This is a genomic window from Pseudomonas sp. Marseille-Q5299 (assembly GCF_943737035.1).
GTDB classification, from domain to species: domain Bacteria; phylum Pseudomonadota; class Gammaproteobacteria; order Pseudomonadales; family Pseudomonadaceae; genus Aquipseudomonas; species Aquipseudomonas putida_E.
Map to the genome: position 1 here is coordinate 112,959 of NZ_CALSFR010000009.1, position 16,696 is coordinate 129,654.

Genomic DNA, 16,696 nt, shown 5'->3' on the forward strand with positions numbered 1-16,696 from the left:
GCATGGATATCTTCGAGCGCCTGAAGGCCGCCACTGCGCCCCAGTGGTCGAGCTATGTAGACCACGCCTTCGTTCGGCAGATGGGTGAGGGCACTTTGAGCGAAGACGCGTTCCGGACTTACCTGGTGCAGGACTACCTGTTCCTCATCCAGTTCGCCCGTGCCTGGGCGCTTGCCGCTTATAAAAGCAGGCTGCCGGCCGACATCCGCGCGGCTCAGGCTGGCCTGGCTGCCATCCTCGACGAAACCGAACTGCACCTGCGCCTGTGCGCCCGCTGGGGGTTGTCGCAGGCCGATATCGAGGCCGCGCCGGAGCACCAGGCCACGGTCGCCTACACCCGTTACGTGCTTGATTGCGGCGCCGCCGGTGACCTGCTCGAACTGCATGTGGCGTTGGCGCCCTGCGTGATCGGCTACGCCGAAATCGGCCGCACGCTGGCTGCGCACATCGGTGACCTGAGTGATCACCCTTACCGTGAGTGGATTGGCGAATACGCCGGCGAGGGTTACCAGAGCGTGGCATCCGCAGCACGCAAGCACCTTGATGAACTGGCAGCGCGCAGCATGACCGAGCAACGGTTCGTGGAACTGGCGGCAATTTTTGGCCAGGCTTCGCGGCTGGAGGCCGACTTCTGGCAGATGGGGCTGGATGGGGCTGCCTGAGCCAATTCAGGTTTTGTGCCGGTTCAATCGGGGCCGGCACAATGTGACCGGCAGGTCGTTCAGAGGATGTGCCAGGACGGTCCTGGAATAGGGGCTACTGTTTCGGTCACAGGATAATCACGGGGCCTTCAGCGCGGCCGCCCCGGTTAGTGCGCAGGCATCGCTAGCAATTACAACAACAAAAGCCTGCAGCAAAAACTGAAAAGGGCCCATCGATGGCAACGCAAGAGAACGTTGAAACACCGCCGCTCGGCGTCACCGACCCGTCCAAGACTGCTGAGGCCAGGCAGGACCGCCACCTTGAAGGCAAGCTCGACTGGGCGGTGTTCGGCGTCACCAGCCTGCTGGCGATCGCCTTCATCACCTGGGGTGTTGTCAACCAAGCCAGCCTCGCCGCGAGCGCTACCTCTGCGCAATCCTGGGTCATCGTCAACTTCGGCTGGTTTTTCGTCCTGACCTCTACCGTGTTCGTCATCTTCGTGCTGTGGCTGGCTGCCAGCCGCTACGGCAGAATCCCGCTGGGGCGCGACGGCGAAGCACCGGAATTTCGCACGGTCTCCTGGGTTGCCATGATGTTCAGCGCGGGCATGGGCATCGGCCTGATGTTCTTCGGCGTCGCCGAACCGCTGTCGCACTACGTTTCACCACCGCCCGGCACTGCCGCTGGCCAATCTGACGAGGCACTGCAGGTGGCGATGGCGACCACGCTGTTCCACTGGTCGCTGCACCCTTGGGCGATGTACGCCATCGTCGGCCTGGCAATCGCTTATGGCACGTTCCGCCGTGGCCGCTCGCAGTTGATTTCCACCGCGTTCCGGCCCTTGATCGGCAAGCATGCCAACGGCCCTGTCGGGCGGGTGATCGACATGATGGCCATCTTCGCCACCCTGTTCGGTTCAGCGGCTTCGCTGGGGCTCGGCGCCCTGCAGATTGCGGGTGGGCTGGAATACAACGGCTGGATCGATCACCCGGGCAAGCTGTTCTACATCGCCATCATCACCTTGCTGACCATTGCCTTCGTCGCTTCGGCCGTGTCCGGCATCGGCAAAGGTATTCAGTGGCTGTCCAATACCAACATGGTGCTGGCGTTGGCACTGGCGCTGTTCGTCTTCCTGGTAGGGCCGACGCTGTTGATGCTCAACCTGTTGCCAACATCGATCGGGGTCTACATCAAGTTACTGCCCGAGATGATGGCGCGTACCAGCGCCAGTGGCGGTGATGCGATGGACAGCTGGCTGGCCGGCTGGACCGTGTTCTACTGGGCCTGGTGGATTTCCTGGACGCCCTTTGTCGGCATGTTCATCGCTCGCATCAGCCGCGGGCGCAGCATCCGCCAGTTCGTCAGCGGCGTGTTGCTGGTACCAGGCCTGGTCAGCCTGGTGTGGTTCAGCGTTTTCGGCGGCGCCGGCATCGATGCACTGCGCGAAGGCAGTTTCGCTCTCATCGACGGTGCAGTGAACAGCAACCATGCCCTGTATCAGTTGCTCGACAGCTACCCCTGGGCTTGGGCCACTTCGGTGCTGGTCATGATCCTGGTGGCAATTTTCTTCGTCTCTGGGGCCGATGCAGCATCGCTGGTGATGGGTACCTTGTCCGAGCACGGCACCACGCAACCGTCCCGCGCGACAGTGATTTTCTGGGGGGCACTGACCGGCACCGTCGCGGCCATCATGCTCGCGCTGGGTGACCCAGGTAACCCCGGGGAGGCGCTTACAGGCCTGCAGAACCTGACCATCGTCGTGGCCTTGCCGTTTGTGGTGATCATGGTGCTGCTGTGCCTGGCGCTGTACCGTGACCTGCGCAAGGACCCTATGATGCTACGCCACCTGCGCGGCAGCGAGCTGATCGAAAAGGCGGTGCTGTATGGCGCAGTCAAGCACGGCGAGGAGTTCTACATCGTGGTGCAAGAGAAGAAATCCTCGCTCAAGCCGGCCTCCAGGAAGGCCCAGGTGACGGAGCCATGATTGACCGGGCTCGGCTACGTACGTCAACCCGCGGTGAGGGACGCCAACACGCAGCTTGAGATCTGTGCGTCCTGCACGGCGACCCCGGTCAGGTCGGCCAGCGTGACCTGTTCGTCATGCTCACGGCCGGTGGCGCGGCCCTCAAGCAGGGCACCAAGCTCGGCCAGTTGCTGCTCCTTGATCAGGCCGGCCTTCAGCGCATGGGAGACTTCGCCGTACTGGCTGCACTGGTAGAGGGAGTCGACGATGATAAGGTCGGCCCGTGCAACCAGCGCGGGGTCGAGCTCCTGCTTGCCAGGCGCATCGGCGCCAACGGCGGTGATATGGGTGCCAGGTTGCAGCCATTCACGCTGCAACAGCGGCTCACGTGAAGGTGTTGCGCAGACGATCAGGTTGGCGGCATGTGCAACCTCTGCGGCGTTACGCGTTACCCGCACCTCATAACCCAGGCCGTTGGCGAAGGCTTTGTAGGCAGCCAGTTCAGCATCACCGCGCCCCCACACCACCACGCTGCGGCAGGGGGTGACTGCACCCAGTTGCTCCAGCTGCATGCGCGCCTGGGTGCCGGTGCCCAGAATACCAATCGCTTTCACGGTTGCAGGGGCCAGCAGGCGGGCGGCGATGCGCCCGGCCAGCGCGGTGCGGATGCAGGTCAGCCAGCCCTCATCCTGCAACAAGGCAAGGGGTTGCCCGGTACTGGCCGAGGCCACCAGCATCAAGCCATCGTTGCTTGGCAGCCCCTTTGAAGGATTGTCGTAAAAGCCGGTCGACAGCTTCACCGTGAACGTGGCGCTACCCTCGACATGCGCTGACTTGATACAGCAGTCACCGTTGGCCTGGGGGAAAGCGAATGCCTGTACCGGTGGCACCTGGACCTTGCCTTGGGAGAACGCGATGAAACCTTGCTCCAGGCATTGCACCGCCAGCTCCATATCGAGCCGGGCGGTGATCTGTTGCTTGCTGAACACTTTCATTGAACAGCCTCGAGGAATTTATCGAGCACGATGTTGCGACCGCAAATGACGACCGCGACGCGCTTGCCGCGGTATGCCTTGGCCATCTTCTGCATGCCGGCCACCGCCACACCGGCAGCACCCTCGATGATCCAGCGCTCATGGTTGGCGACATCGCGCATCGCCGCCTTTATCTCTTCTTCGCTGACCAGCACGGTGCGCGACAGCAGCGTCTGGCAAAGGGGGAAGGTGATGCAGCCTGGCTCGACCCCACCGGCTGTACCGTCGGAGATCGTGTCTTGCTCTTGCATGTCGATGATTTGCCCGGCTTCGAGCGAGCGCTGCAGGGTAGGGGCATTCGCCGGCCAGCAGCCAATGATCTCGATGCCCGGGTTGAGAGCCCGCAGTGCCGCGCCGATACCCGAAATCATGCCGCCGCCGCCGACCGCCACGAACACTGCGTCCAGGTCCGGTGCCTGTTCAAAGAGCTCCATCCCGATGGTGCCTTGGCCGGCGATCACTTCAAGGTCGTTGTAAGGCGATACAAAAGGCTTGCCTTGGAGGGCAGCCTGACGCGCCGCTTCCAGTTCCACACCCAAAGGGTCCAGGTCGAGGCTTACCACTTCGGCGCCGAGCGCGCGAATTGCACCCAGCTTGTAGGCAGACGCCGAAGTGGTGGTGTAAACGGTGACTGGCACTCCCATCACCTTGCCAGCAAGCGCAAGCGCTTGCCCATGGTTGCCGGAGGAGGCCGTGATGACGCCCAGTTTGCGCTGCTCGGCTGGCAGCAGGCGAAGCTTGTTACTGGCACCGCGGAATTTGAACGAACCTGTGTGTTGCAGGTGCTCGCATTTCAGATACACGCTGCATTCGGTCATTGCCGAAAGCCCGACGCTGAAATTGAGCGGGGTGACATTCACCTCAGGGCGCAGTGCCTGGTGTGCATCAGCGATAGCTTGGTAGAGGGAAGACAGGTTCGTGGCATCGGCAGGCATCGTGGCAGTGTCCATTCGTGGATTTGCGTTCCACAATAGACTCAATATCCATAAGCGACAAGCGCTGACCATTCATTCAGGCGGGGTGGTCCCTCAGTTCCTTGAGGTACTTGTAAACAGTCGCTCGGCCCATGCTCAGCACATTGGCGACATAGTCCGCCCCGCTGCGCCCCTCGAATGCCCCTTCGGTATGCAGCGCCTCCACCAGCGCGCGCTTTTCTTTCATCTTCAACGTACGCAGTGACAAATTGCGCTCCTTGAGCCAGGCGTGCAGGAAGGTATTGATGCGTTCCTGCCAGTCATCCTTGAACAGCGCATCGGGCTGCGGCACCAGGCGGCTTATCTGGAAAAACGCATCCAGCGCCTCGCGTGCCTGTTCCAGTACCGAGAAATTCAGGTTGATGCAAAGCAGGTGTTCGGCTTCACCGTTCTGGTTGTAAAGCACCGTGGTAATGGAGCGGATCTTTTGGCCGTTCCAGTTGAGCTTTTCGTAAGGGCCGAGCTTGGCGGCGTTGCGAAGATCGCCCAGCTCCAGGTCCAGTGCCGAGTCATCGCCAATCTTGCGTTTGGAAAAATTATTGGCGATGTGCACGACCGTCTGACTTTGTACCTCGTGGACGATCACTTCGGCGTGGGGGAAGAGCAGCAGCGCGATGCTGTCGGCGATTGCCTTGTAGTTCTCGATGTTCATCTTGAGCCGGGCGTGGGTACTTGATTTGGCAGATAGCCGTTTTGTCCATGGTGGACTCAAGCGCTATCCAACTTCAAGGCACCTTCAGGAATCACTTTTCAGCACCTTTCGTACTGCCAGTCCAGCGCCAGCCCATCCAAAACCCGCTTTGCACACCCTCTCATGCGATAAGCCGTGATTATTACGCCTTAGAAATACCTTGAGTCAGCGTCTTAAAAAAGACAAAATTCATACGTAAATACATGGTACGTACCATGATACGAAATAGTAGGAGCAATCATGGCCCGGGGCGGCATAAACAAGGCGGTAGTGCAGCAGGCAAGGCAAGTGCTGATAGCCCGGGGCGAGTACCCCAGCATCGATGCTGTACGTATCGAACTGGGCAATACGGGCTCCAAAACCACCATTCATCGTTACCTGAAAGAGCTGGAAGGCCAAAAGCCTGCGGCGCTTCAAGGCGCGCCGGCACTGAGCGATACACTGGCCAAGCTGGTCGCGCAGCTGGCAGAGCAGCTTCAGGAAGAGGCCGATGCGCGTATCGAGCAAATTGAAGCGACCTTCAAAGAGCAACAGGAGCAGCTCCAGAGCCAGCTGCAACTGGCTCAGCAGGCGTTGGCCGCAGCGCATCAGCAACAACAGATCCAGGCCGCAGCGCTGGCCGCCGAGTCGGAGCGGCTCAGTGCCACCCAGAGCACGCTGCAAGCCGAGCAATTGCGTGGCGCCAGCCTGAACCAGTCGCTGGGTGAACTGCAGCTGCGTTTGGCCGACAAGGACGAACAGGTGCGCTCGCTGGAAGAAAAACATCAGCATGCAAGGGATGCTCTGGAACATTACCGAAGCGCCAGCCGCGAGCAGCGCGAGCAGGACCTGCGTCGCCATGAGGCACAGGTGCAACAGTTGCAGCTCGAACTGCGCCAGCTTCAACAAGGCATGATCGTCAAGCAGGATGAACTGACGCGCCTGCATCGGGACAACGAACGATTGCTTGGCGAGCACCGCCAGGCCAGCAGCGAGCGCAAGGCGCTGGACGAATTGCTGGAGCAGCGTGATACGCAGATCCAGGGCTTGCGCACGATCCTGGCGCAAGCGCAGGGGGCCAGTGACGAAATGCGCAGGCAATTGCAGGCGCAGGGCCAAAGCCTGGAAGACAAACGTGCGCTTTGTGCAGAGCAGGGCAGGCAATTGCAGTTTCTGGAAGAGGAACTGCTCAGGCGCGATGAAGCGCTGAAGGTGCTTCGGGAGGGTCAAACCACACGCTAAAAGAAGCGTTGCGGGTTTCGGCAAGCCGGCTCCCGCAACGCACGCTCAAAGGATCGAAAGATGGGGCGCTAGAGTTGGTTAGCCTTCCACCCGCTTGGCAGCCTCGACACCCGCAGCTGAAAGCTTGATCGGATAGCTGACGCTGAACTGCTGGTTACTGTCGACCGTTACGCTGCCATCGTGGATCAGGCCATGTTCCTGCAGCGTCTTGAGTGCATCGGCAACGGCATTTTCACCGCGGTAATTGTCCAGCACTTCCTTGCCCAAGCCCTGTGGGTGGGCGTGCAGCAGACGCGTCAGTATTTCGCTACGCAAAGTATCGTTAGTCATGTGTGTCCTCCGATCACTTGCCATGCTTGGCCTGGAGCGCTTTGGCCTGTTCCAGGTGCTTCTCGAGCGTTGGCAGGGTTTCACTGGCGAAAGCCTTCAGTTCCGGCTTGTCAGACGATGCCGCTTCCTTCTTGAACAGCTCCACGGTTTTTTCGTGGGCATCGACCTGGTTGTTGACATAGGACTTGTCGAACGACTCCTCGCGCCATTCGAGGATCATCTTCTTGACCTTGTCGGTCAGCGCCGCTTCATCGGGCACGCTGATGTCCAGCTTGCGGGCGATGTCGCCGAGTTGCTGGTTGGCTTTGGTGTGATCGGTGACCATATGCTGGGCGAAGGTCTTGATGTCGGCGTTCTGGCTCTTTTCCAGGGCCAGATTGCCGGTGACCACCTCGGCGATACCAGCCTCTGTGGCTGCATCGACGAAGTCATCGGAGGAAGCCGCCAGTGCCTGCAGCGATGCCATGCCCAGCACCAGCGACAGACCTGCGCGTTTTATGAACAGATTGCTCATGTTTCACTCCTTGCTATCGGTGGCGCGACCTCAGTGTCGCGTACGGTTGAGCCTGGGGCGTGGGTATAGGTTTAATTTTTTTCAGGCCTTTTTGTCAGGCAAGGTGGCCACCGCGACCCCAAGGTTGAACGATGCGCAGCAGTTGCGCTCACACATTCAAAGGTTGCCGCGAAGGAGCAGGGCATGAGCATCGAACGCAGCATTCCCGAACTTGAGGCCTGGTACGCGCAATATGACGATGGCAGCTACCGCCGCGAGTCCCCGGATGCCTATCATCACGAACTGCTGCGCACCGCCCAAGCGCTGCGCGATGACGGGGCCATCGACTGGGATGACTGGCTGGCCCTCAAGGCTCTGGCAGACGAGGCCCATGTGGGGGCGCTGCAGGAGGCGGTACAAAGCCATGTGGATGACCCTGGCACATGAAGCCATTGCGCATCGCCACGTTCAACATCAACGGCATCGGCAGCCGGCTGCCGGCGCTGCTCGCCTGGCTGGAGCGGGAAAAGCCCGATGTCGCCTGCCTTCAGGAGCTCAAGGCAGCCGACACGAAGTTTCCCCGTGAGGCCATCGAAGCGGCAGGCTATGGCTGCCTGTACATGGGGCAGCCCTCGTGGAACGGGGTGGCCATCCTGGCGCGCGACTGCCAGCCGCTGGAAGTCCGGCGCGGCCTGCCAGGCATGGAAGGTGACAGCCAGAGCCGCTATCTGGAAGCCGCGGTACAAGGCGTGCTGGTAGGTTGCCTGTACCTGCCTAATGGCAACCCGCAACCGGGGCCGAAATTCGAGTACAAACTGCGCTGGTTCGAATGCCTGGTAGCGCATGCGCGCGACGTGCTGGGCAGTGGCCATCCTACTGTGCTGGCCGGTGATTTCAATGTCGTGCCGACTGACTTCGACATCTACAACCCCAAATCCTGGCTCAAGGATGCTTTGCTTCAACCCGAGTCCCGCAACTGCTACCAGGCCTTGCTCAAGCAGGGCTGGACCGATGCCATTCGCCAGCTGTATCCCGATGAGCGCATCTACACCTTTTGGGACTACTTCCGTAATCACTGGGCACGCAATGCCGGATTGCGTATCGACCACCTGTTGCTCAGCCCGGACATCGCTTCGCACCTCAAGGCCGGCGGCGTAGACGCGTGGGTGCGCAACGAGCCCAAGCCCAGCGACCATGCACCGGCATGGATCGAACTGGGTACGCGAAAGCAGCAGTGATCTATAGTGACAGGCGGCAAACGCTTGAGGGCAAGGACTTCCATGGGTGCGGCCGGTAAGCACGACGAAGACGGGCTATTCACCGTAACCGGTGAGGGGCGCGCCGTGGCGCTGTTTCGCCTGGTGCTGTCGTTCATGGCGGTTGTGCTGCTGACCTTCGTGTCTATCGAAGGGTGGCGGATCTGGCGCGACTACAGGCAAGCTTTCACCAATGCCGAAAACATGGTCAGCAACCTGGCCAGGGCTACGGCGCAGCACGCCGAAGATGCCATTCGCCAAGTGGACGCGATTACCGCTGTGCTGGCGGAGCGCCTTGAAGGCGATGGTTTCGATCATCTCGATCGCACACGCTTGCACACCCTGTTGGCACAACAGAAAACGATCATGCCGCAACTGCACGGTTTGTTCGTGTACGGGCCCGATGGCAGCTGGATCGTCACCGACCAGGCTTCCATCCCGGCAAAGGCCAACAATGCCGACCGTGACTACTTCGCTTACCACCAGGCCCACACTGACCGTGAGGTGCGTATCGGTTCGGTGGTACGCAGCCGCTCCACCGGTGACCTGATCATTCCAATCTCGCGCAGGCTGGAGAATCGCGATGGCAGCTTTGCCGGGGTGTTGCTTGGCACCATCAAGGTGGACTGGTTCGTGCGCTATTACGGTGATTTCAAGATCGACGAGCGAGGCGCCCTGGTGCTGGCCAAGCGAGACGGCACCATCCTGGTACGCCGGCCGTTCGTGGAACACGTAGTCGGCCACAGCCTGGCAAACAGCGAAGTCTTCCGACATCACCTGCCTCATGCGAGCGAAGGGCTGGTTGAAGCGGTGGCGGTCGTTGATGGTACGCCCCGCCTGTACGCCTATCGCGCCCTGGCGCGATATCCATTGGTGGTAGAGGCGGGCTTGTCGCGTGAGTCGATCATTGCGCCCTGGCGGCACGATGTCATCAAGTCAGCCGCGATCCTGCTGCTTTTGCTGGTTGGATTGAGTGGCTTCGGCTGGGTGGTGTTGCGCCAGTTGCGTGAGCGGATCGCTATCGAAAGGGCGCTGCACCAGGCCCACCAGACCCTCAGGTCGCTGGCCCTGACCGACAGCCTGACCGGGCTGGGCAACCGCCGCAGGCTGGATGCGGTGCTGGATGCGGAAATCCGCCGGGCTCGGCGGCTGGGGCATGCGGTGGCGCTGGTGATGGTCGATCTTGATTTCTTCAAGCTGTACAACGACCGCTATGGCCACCCTGCGGGGGATCAATGCTTGCGCCGCTTTGCCGAATTGCTGCAGCAGGTGTTGAAGCGCCCGGCGGATCTGGCGGTGCGGTACGGTGGCGAGGAGTTCACGGTTTTACTTCCTGACACTGACGTACAGGGCGCCGAACAGGTGGTCGCAGAAATTCTGCAACTGTTGCGCCGCCTGATGATCGAGCATGCCGGCAGCCCGCTAGGCCGTGTATCTGCCAGTGCCGGGATTGCTGTGGGGCATCCGGCAGTGGACGCAAGCAGCCCCGAAAGCCTGATGTCTGCGGCTGACGGGGCGTTGTACCAGGCCAAGCGCCAAGGGCGCGATGGCTATGCCGTTGCCGGTGGCATGGCGATGAGTGCCGGGAACTAAGCCAGGACGCGCTCAATCGGTGGCCATGACTTGTGCCTGTAGCTGCCAGCGTACCGAACTGACGCCTTTTTCCAGGCTTACCCGGCTGACCAGGCGCTCCAGTTGTGCCGGTGCCTGTGGGTTACCGAGCAACTCTGCACGTACTTCCAGGCGCGCGGGGTTGGGCAAGTCTTCGCTGTGCAGCGACTGCAGGCGCAGTTCCGGGTCGCCCAGGCTGTGCAGCATCAGGCTGCGTACCTGAATTTCATCTTCGGCACGGCAAACCACGCGCACCTCGAAGCGTTGTTCGGCCTCGCTGGCCGGCACCACGCCCTGGCGGTCCAGGCGTTGGGCGATATCGCGCAGCAGTATGTTGGCACACAGCACCACCAGGCTACCCAGCGTGGCCTCCAGCAGCAGGCCAAGGCTGCACAGCACACCAACAGCCGCCGTGCACCACAGTGTGGCTGCAGTGTTCAGGCCGCGCACCGTGAAACCGTCGCGCATGATCACACCGCCCCCCAGAAAGCCGATCCCCGATACCACATAGGCGGCAACCCTTGAGGCATCGGTGGGGGCCATACCCGGTACCGCCTGGGTCATCAGCACGAACAGGCAGGCGCCAGTGCTGACCAGCGCATTGGTGCGCAGCCCGGTCATGCGTTGGCGCAGCTGGCGCTCGGCACCGATCAGGGCGCCAAGCAGCAAGGCGATGCTGACACGCAGCAGAAATACTTTCCAATCCATAGCGAACCTCTTGCGCGGGCACATGCCCGCTCTGACGCCATCGAAAATGGCGCGGCTTAAAAACCAGAAATGCGCAGGACCACAAGAGGAGGAACGAGGAGGGCTCAAGCCGCAGGGGCTGAGAAATCCACCGTCTGGCCAATAGCGAGACAGTGGCAGGAAGCTGCCGGACTAGCTCGCCGTGTGGGCCTGTCGCAAGCGACTGGGGCTACTGTCCAATGCAGGACTCCTGTTCAGGGATGCGAAATTGCGGGTGGACCATACGCCGCAGCTTGTACAGGGTCAAGGGCGAAAACATGACAATGGCTTCATAAGGAAATGCCCTACAGCAAGTCACGGCCGCATGGAAAAAAACACCGGTACTCGTTACCCTTGCGCCACTTTTAATCATCCCCCGGACCGTTACATGCTGCTCAATTTTGTTGTGCTGATCGGCACTCTGGTGGCCATGGAAAGTGTCGGTACGCTGGCACACAAGTACATCATGCATGGCTGGGGCTGGTGGCTGCACCGTTCGCACCATGAGCCTCAGCTGGGCATGCTGGAAACCAACGACCTCTATCTGCTGGCCCTGGGCATCATCGCTGCGGTACTGGTGGCCCTGGGCAAGGCCGGGCACGCACCGTTGCAGTGGGTGGGCGGCGGTGTGGCGAGTTACGGAATATTGTACGTGCTGGCCCACGACGGGTTTTTCCATCGGCATTGGCCGCGCAAGCCGCGGCCGATCAACCGCTACCTCAAGCACCTGCATCGTGCCCATCGCCTGCACCATGCGGTCAAGGGGCGCACGGGCAGCGTGTCGTTCGGCTTTTTCTACGCACCTCCCCTCAAGGTGCTCAAACGCCAGTTACAGGCCCGGCGCAATCGCCGCTGAAGGCGTCAATTCACAGTTTCGCCCTGCACTGTGCCATGGCCACGGCTGACCCACCAGCCAAACCCCGCCGCCGTGAAAAACATGATCAGACTATAGAGCGCCGCTGGCACCGCCATGGTGGCGTTGTTCAGCAGCGATGGGCTCAAGGCGACGGCGATCGCCAGTGTGCCATTGTGGATACCGATCTCCATGCCGATGGCAATGGCCTGGCGCTTGGGAATGCTCAACAGGCGCGGCACCCAGTAGCCGACGGCCAGGCTGATCACGTTGAACAGCAATGCAGCCAGGCCAACCACCGGGGCGTACGCAACCACGGTCTGCCAATCCTTGGCCAGGGCCAGCACAATGGTGAATGCCAGAAACAGCGCCGCCACCAGTTTCATGGGCTTTTCCATGCGTGAGGCAAAGCCTGGCGCCCAGCGGCGGATCATCATGCCCAGGGCAACCGGCAGCAGGACGATGGCGAACACCTGCATGACCTTGGCAAATTGCAGCGGGATGGCCTGGTCTGACGCCATGAACCACATCAGCGACAGGTTGACCAGCAACGGCATGGTCAGGATGGCGATCAGGGAGTTGACCGCGGTGAGGGTAATATTCAAGGCCACGTCACCATGGGCCAGGTGGCTGAACAGGTTGGCGGTGGTGCCGCCCGGGGACGCGGCCAGCAGCATCAGGCCGACCGCCAGGGCCGCTTCCAGCCCAAGACCGTTGGCGATCAGGAAACACACCAGCGGCAGTAGAAGAATCTGGCAGGCCAGGCCGATGACCACCGGCTTTGGGTACTTCACCACGCGAGCGAAGTCGGCCAATGTGAGCGACAAACCCAGGCCAAGCATGATGATGCCCAGGGCCAAAGGCAGGAAGGCGGTAAGCAAGGGCGAGGCGGTCATGGCGGCTACTCGGGCAAGGGATCAAGCCAGTCTAGGCTCGGCCTGAACGATCGCTAATTGCAATGAGCCACCACTTGGTAACCTTTTGTTACGGCAGCGTCACGATGCCAGCTGGCAAAGTGACTGCATCGCGCGTTGCGACGGGCCGCTGCGCGCAGTAGCATTCGCGCTTTTACCGAGGATTCGCCTGTCATGCCGTTCCAGCAAGGTCTGCTTGCCACCCCGGTGCCGGCCCAAGCCCGCCACCTGTTCTTCACGCTACAATCGCCCGAGGCACTGCCAGCAGCCCTGGATGCGCTGCTGCCCCATGTGGATGGCCAGCGCGTGATCGTGGGGGTAGGCGCGCCTCTGGCAAAGGCCTTGGGCCGTGAAGTGCCTGGCCTGTGCGCATTCCCTCAGTTGGATGCAGCGGTGGAAAACCCGAGCACCCAGCATGCCTTGTGGCTGTGGCTGCGTGGCAACGAGCGTGGTGACCTGCTGCTGCAGGCCCAGGCGTTGGAGCAGGCCTTGGCACCGGCACTGCGCCTGACCGACAGCATCGACGGCTTCCTGCACCGTGGCGGCCATGACCTGACTGGTTACGAGGACGGTACTGAAAACCCGGTTGATCAGGATGCCGTCGACGCGGCCATTGTCGCGGGCGAGCAGCCGGGCCTGGCAGGCTCCAGTTTTGCCGCTTTCCAGTTGTGGAAGCATGACCTGGGGTACTTCAAGTCGCTGCCCCAGGCAGACCAGGACAACATCATGGGCCGCCGCCTGAGCGATAACGAAGAGCTCGACGATGCGCCAGCCTCAGCCCACGTCAAGCGCACTGCCCAGGAAAGCTTCGCACCTGAGGCATTCATGGTGCGTCGCTCCGTGTCCTGGGCCGACCACCGTGGCGCAGGCCTGGCGTTTGTCGCTTTGGGCCGAAGCTTCGATGCCTTCGAAGTGCAACTGCGGCGTATGAGCGGGCTGGAAGACGGCATTATCGATGGCCTGTACCGCTTCAGCCGGCCGCTGACGGGTGGTTACTACTGGTGCCCACCGATGACCGACGTCGGCCTGGACCTGAGCCTTCTGCTGAAGGCCTGAACACTAAACATCCAGAAACAGAATCACCTGCAAGCGGGGGGTAGGGCGACTAGCCTTGAAAGTTTCCGACTTATGACGGGAGCTTTGCCATGTATGCACGTCGCGATGTCCTACGCGCCAGCGCGGCTTTGGGGCTGTTGGCCTGCAGCCCTTGGTTGCGGGCTGCGCCCAGCACTGGCTTGCTGACCCGCAAGGTGCCGTCCACAGGCGAGGCCTTGCCGGTCATTGGCGCAGGTACCTCCGGCAGTTTCGAAGTCGAGGCCGGCTCGGCCGATTACCAGCAGCTGAAGGCCGTACTGAAGGCGTTTTTCGAGGGCGGCGGCAAAGTCATCGACACCTCGCCCAACTATGGCGGGGCAGACCGTATTCTTGGCCAGTTGCTGGAGGAGGGGGGCTGGCACCAGCAGTGCTTCATCGCCACCAAAATCGCGGCCGACAGCCGGGCCGACGCCGAGGCACAATGGGCGGGTACCCTGAAAAGCCTGCGCACTGACAAGGTCGACCTGCTGCAGATCCACAACCTGCGAGACTGGAAGACACAGTTGCCCTATGCCCGCGAACTCAAGCAGCAGGGCAAGACCCGCTACATAGGCATTACCCATTACCTGAACAGCGGTCATGACGAAGTCGCCCGGCTGGTGCGCAGCGAACCGCTGGACTTCATCCAGATCAACTATTCGGTCAACGCGCCGCAAGCGGCAAGTGAGTTGTTGCCGTTGTGCCAGGACAAGGGCGTGGCGGTGCTGATCAACCGCGCATTCGATGACGGCCGTCTGTTCGCCAAGGTCAAGGACCAGCCACTGCCTGCCTGGGCCGCAGAAGCGGGAGTCAGCAGTTGGGCCCAGGTGTTCCTCAAGTTCGCCTTCAGCCATCCGGCTGTTACAACGGTCATCCCGGCAACCGGCCGTCCTGACCGCCAACTCGATCAGCTGAAGGCCGGCCACGAGCCTTTGTTCACCCAGGCGCAGCAGAAAGCGCTGATCGAGCAGTTCGCCTGACACCATGGCCAGCTGGCGCAAGGGGCTGGACCAAGGGTTGAACATCCAGCCCGGCGAGGGGCCGGCTGTGGCCGGCGGCCTGGCGTTGTTCTACCTGCTGTTCACCGGTTACTTCATGCTGCGCCCGGTGCGCGAGACCATGGGCGTGGCAGGGGGCGTGGACAACCTGCAATGGCTGTTCACCGGCACCTTCATCGCTACGCTGACCTGCCTGCCGCTGTTCGGCTGGCTGGCCTCCAAGGTGCGCCGGCGGCATATCCTGCCTTGGACCTATGGTTTTTTTGCCAGCAACCTGCTGCTGTTTGCACTGCTGTTTGCCAGCAAACCAGACGACTTGTGGAATGCGCGGGCGTTTTACATCTGGTTGTCGGTGTTCAACCTGCTGACCATCTCACTGGCCTGGAGCGTCCTGACCGACCTGTTCTCCACCGAGCAAGGCAAGCGCCTGTTCGGGCTGTTGGCAGCCGGGGCCAGCCTGGGCGGCTTGAGCGGGCCGTTACTGGGTACGCTGTTGGTCGCCCCGCTGGGGCACGCCGGGCTGGTTTCGCTGGCCGCCATGTTTTTACTGGGCAGCATTGCCGCTGCCGCGTACCTGCAGCGCTGGCGTGATTGCCACCCAATGCCTGCGCTGAGCGAGCAGCCAGCGTCGCGGCCATTGGGGGGTAACCCGTTCGCGGGCGCAACCGCTGTAATGCGTTCGCCGTACCTTTTGGGTATTGCCCTGTTCGTGGTGCTGTTGGCCAGTGTCAGTACCTTTCTGTATTTCGAGCAGGCGCGCATCGTCAGCGAAACGTTCACCGACCGTACTCGTCAGACTCAGGTATTTGGCCTGATCGATACGGTCGTTCAGGCCCTGGCCATCCTCACCCAGGTGTTCATCACCGGTCGGCTGGCCAAACGCATGGGGGTAGGGGTGTTGCTGGTGGCAGTGCCGCTGGTGATGGCAGCCGGCTTCGTCTGGCTGGCCCTGGCCCCGGTATTTGCGGTGTTCGTGGTGGTGATGGTAGTGCGCCGCGCAGGCGAATATGCCTTGGTGCGGCCGGGTCGGGAAATGTTGTTCACCGTATTGCCCGCCGAAGACAAATACAAAGCCAAGAACTTCATCGATACCGTGGTTTACCGTGGCGGCGACGCCTTGAGCGGGTGGGTCAAAAGAGCCCTGGATGTGCTGGGTGACCATCCGCAACTGGCGATGTTGCTAGGGGCCGCGATCGCTCTGGGCTGGGCCCTGACGGGTGGTTGGCTGGGGCGCCGGCAGCGGCTGCTGGATAGCCGCGTCACGCAATCGGCTAGCGCACAAAATACATCGCCTCCGGTTATTTAACGCCGCCGGTCCGAACGCCTGGCGATAAAACGAATCCCTCGATATCACCGAACTCCGAACCTATGTACGGCGCTTGCCGTGCATCCAGCAGTCATATGAGGTTTCAGACCATGGCTAACAAAGATAACAGCCGCACCGGCAGCCAGGGCGGCCAGGGTGGCACCAAGAACCCCGGCAACTTCGCCAACGACCGGCAAAAAGCTTCCGAAGCTGGCCGCAAGGGCGGGCAGTCCTCTGGCGGCGGCATGGCTCAAGACCGTGAGTCGGGCCGCAAGGATGCCGATATGCACAAGGACCGCGAGTCGGGCCAGAAAAGCGGCCGCTCGTAACTGACGAGAACGCGGTGCCGGGTCCTTCGGCACCGCGATTACTAAGCGGGTAAAGAGGACGTCCCATGCGCACTACAGCCATCATCGTTCTGTTGAGCAGCCTGACGCTGCTCGGCGGTTGTTTCGATCGTGACGCCGAGCATCCGGCCAAGGATGCAGACCAGAGCAAACCTTCGCTGCAAATGCAGCAACCCGACGAAAAGCCTGCGCCACAGCCTGCACCTGACCCTGAGCCCATGCCACGGGAAGGCCAGAGCCAATAGTCAAGAGAGGAGCGAGGC

19 protein-coding genes are annotated in these 16,696 nt (G+C 61.5%); 12 read left to right on the forward strand and 7 right to left on the reverse strand.

Annotation, left to right across the window (positions count from 1 at the left end; translation table 11 throughout):
• Positions 1-2: 2 nt before the first annotated feature.
• Both tenA and NGJ21_RS23065 read left to right on the forward strand, forming a co-directional pair.
• Positions 3-662 (forward strand): thiaminase II, encoded by a 660-nt coding sequence (tenA, locus tag NGJ21_RS23060; protein ID WP_046786182.1) that lies wholly within the window; start codon positions 3-5, stop codon positions 660-662.
• Positions 663-877: 215 nt separating this feature from the next.
• Entirely contained in the window at positions 878-2,626 is a 1,749-nt protein-coding gene (locus NGJ21_RS23065; protein WP_115274773.1) for a BCCT family transporter, read from the forward strand.
• A gap of 23 nt (positions 2,627-2,649) precedes the next feature.
• Here NGJ21_RS23065 and NGJ21_RS23070 read toward each other — a convergent pair whose 3' ends face one another.
• From NGJ21_RS23070 to NGJ21_RS23080, 3 genes are all read right to left on the reverse strand, one after another.
• Complete coding sequence (locus tag NGJ21_RS23070; protein ID WP_251962725.1) at positions 2,650-3,600, reverse strand: ornithine cyclodeaminase family protein; 951 nt, start codon at positions 3,598-3,600, stop codon at positions 2,650-2,652.
• Positions 3,597-4,574, reverse strand: a complete 978-nt coding sequence (locus NGJ21_RS23075) for a threonine/serine dehydratase (protein ID WP_204920615.1) — start codon at positions 4,572-4,574, stop codon at positions 3,597-3,599. The genes NGJ21_RS23070 and NGJ21_RS23075 overlap by 4 nt, the downstream gene beginning before the upstream one ends.
• A gap of 76 nt (positions 4,575-4,650) precedes the next feature.
• Positions 4,651-5,265, reverse strand: a complete 615-nt coding sequence (locus tag NGJ21_RS23080; protein ID WP_251962726.1) for a helix-turn-helix transcriptional regulator — start codon at positions 5,263-5,265, stop codon at positions 4,651-4,653.
• Between the two features lie 279 nt (positions 5,266-5,544).
• Here NGJ21_RS23080 and NGJ21_RS23085 point away from each other — a divergent pair, with 279 nt between their 5' ends.
• A complete protein-coding gene (locus NGJ21_RS23085; protein ID WP_046786186.1) occupies positions 5,545-6,525 on the forward strand; it encodes a DNA-binding protein in 981 nt (326 codons plus the stop codon).
• Between the two features lie 78 nt (positions 6,526-6,603).
• Here NGJ21_RS23085 and NGJ21_RS23090 read toward each other — a convergent pair whose 3' ends face one another.
• Entirely contained in the window at positions 6,604-6,855 is a 252-nt protein-coding gene (locus NGJ21_RS23090; protein ID WP_046786187.1) for a hypothetical protein, read from the reverse strand.
• A 13-nt stretch (positions 6,856-6,868) separates the two neighbouring features.
• On the reverse strand, positions 6,869-7,369 hold the full coding sequence (locus NGJ21_RS23095) for a DUF4142 domain-containing protein (RefSeq protein WP_115274776.1): 501 nt from the start codon (positions 7,367-7,369) through the stop codon (positions 6,869-6,871).
• Between the two features lie 183 nt (positions 7,370-7,552).
• Here NGJ21_RS23095 and NGJ21_RS23100 point away from each other — a divergent pair, with 183 nt between their 5' ends.
• From NGJ21_RS23100 to NGJ21_RS23110, 3 genes are read left to right on the forward strand one after another with little or no spacing between them, the layout of a single operon-like run.
• The gene (locus NGJ21_RS23100) at positions 7,553-7,795 is read left to right on the forward strand and encodes a hypothetical protein (protein WP_115274777.1); all 243 of its coding nucleotides are present in this window, start codon (positions 7,553-7,555) and stop codon (positions 7,793-7,795) included.
• Positions 7,792-8,586: an exodeoxyribonuclease III gene (gene xth, locus NGJ21_RS23105; RefSeq protein ID WP_251962727.1), complete on the forward strand. Its 795-nt coding sequence runs from the start codon at positions 7,792-7,794 to the stop codon at positions 8,584-8,586. The genes NGJ21_RS23100 and xth overlap by 4 nt, the downstream gene beginning before the upstream one ends.
• Before the next feature lie 42 nt (positions 8,587-8,628).
• On the forward strand, positions 8,629-10,197 hold the full coding sequence (locus NGJ21_RS23110) for a sensor domain-containing diguanylate cyclase (RefSeq protein ID WP_251962728.1): 1,569 nt from the start codon (positions 8,629-8,631) through the stop codon (positions 10,195-10,197).
• A gap of 12 nt (positions 10,198-10,209) precedes the next feature.
• Here NGJ21_RS23110 and NGJ21_RS23115 read toward each other — a convergent pair whose 3' ends face one another.
• Positions 10,210-10,923 (reverse strand): MgtC/SapB family protein, encoded by a 714-nt coding sequence (locus NGJ21_RS23115; RefSeq protein ID WP_119687037.1) that lies wholly within the window; start codon positions 10,921-10,923, stop codon positions 10,210-10,212.
• 406 nt (positions 10,924-11,329) lie between these two features.
• On the opposite strand from NGJ21_RS23115, the gene NGJ21_RS23120 reads away from it, so the two are divergent.
• The gene (locus NGJ21_RS23120; RefSeq protein ID WP_115274780.1) at positions 11,330-11,797 is read left to right on the forward strand and encodes a sterol desaturase family protein; all 468 of its coding nucleotides are present in this window, start codon (positions 11,330-11,332) and stop codon (positions 11,795-11,797) included.
• Between the two features lie 5 nt (positions 11,798-11,802).
• Here the strand turns inward: NGJ21_RS23120 and NGJ21_RS23125 are convergent, their stop codons facing one another.
• Positions 11,803-12,690, reverse strand: coding sequence for a bile acid:sodium symporter family protein (locus tag NGJ21_RS23125; protein ID WP_046786194.1), 888 nt, complete (start codon positions 12,688-12,690; stop codon positions 11,803-11,805).
• A 192-nt stretch (positions 12,691-12,882) separates the two neighbouring features.
• Here NGJ21_RS23125 and NGJ21_RS23130 point away from each other — a divergent pair, with 192 nt between their 5' ends.
• The 5 genes from NGJ21_RS23130 (at position 12,883) to NGJ21_RS23150 (ending at position 16,678) form a co-directional block, all read left to right on the forward strand.
• A complete protein-coding gene (locus tag NGJ21_RS23130; protein WP_251962729.1) occupies positions 12,883-13,764 on the forward strand; it encodes a Dyp-type peroxidase in 882 nt (293 codons plus the stop codon).
• Positions 13,765-13,853: 89 nt separating this feature from the next.
• Positions 13,854-14,762, forward strand: a complete 909-nt coding sequence (locus NGJ21_RS23135; RefSeq protein ID WP_251962730.1) for an aldo/keto reductase — start codon at positions 13,854-13,856, stop codon at positions 14,760-14,762.
• Positions 14,763-14,766: 4 nt separating this feature from the next.
• The gene (locus tag NGJ21_RS23140) at positions 14,767-16,086 is read left to right on the forward strand and encodes an NTP/NDP exchange transporter (RefSeq protein ID WP_251962731.1); all 1,320 of its coding nucleotides are present in this window, start codon (positions 14,767-14,769) and stop codon (positions 16,084-16,086) included.
• Between the two features lie 110 nt (positions 16,087-16,196).
• Positions 16,197-16,415 carry a con-10 family general stress protein gene (locus NGJ21_RS23145; protein ID WP_251962732.1) on the forward strand — a complete coding sequence of 73 codons (219 nt, stop codon included), beginning with the start codon at positions 16,197-16,199 and terminating at the stop codon, positions 16,413-16,415.
• A gap of 65 nt (positions 16,416-16,480) precedes the next feature.
• Positions 16,481-16,678: a hypothetical protein gene (locus NGJ21_RS23150; protein ID WP_115274784.1), complete on the forward strand. Its 198-nt coding sequence runs from the start codon at positions 16,481-16,483 to the stop codon at positions 16,676-16,678.
• The last annotated feature ends 18 nt before the right edge of the window (positions 16,679-16,696 follow it).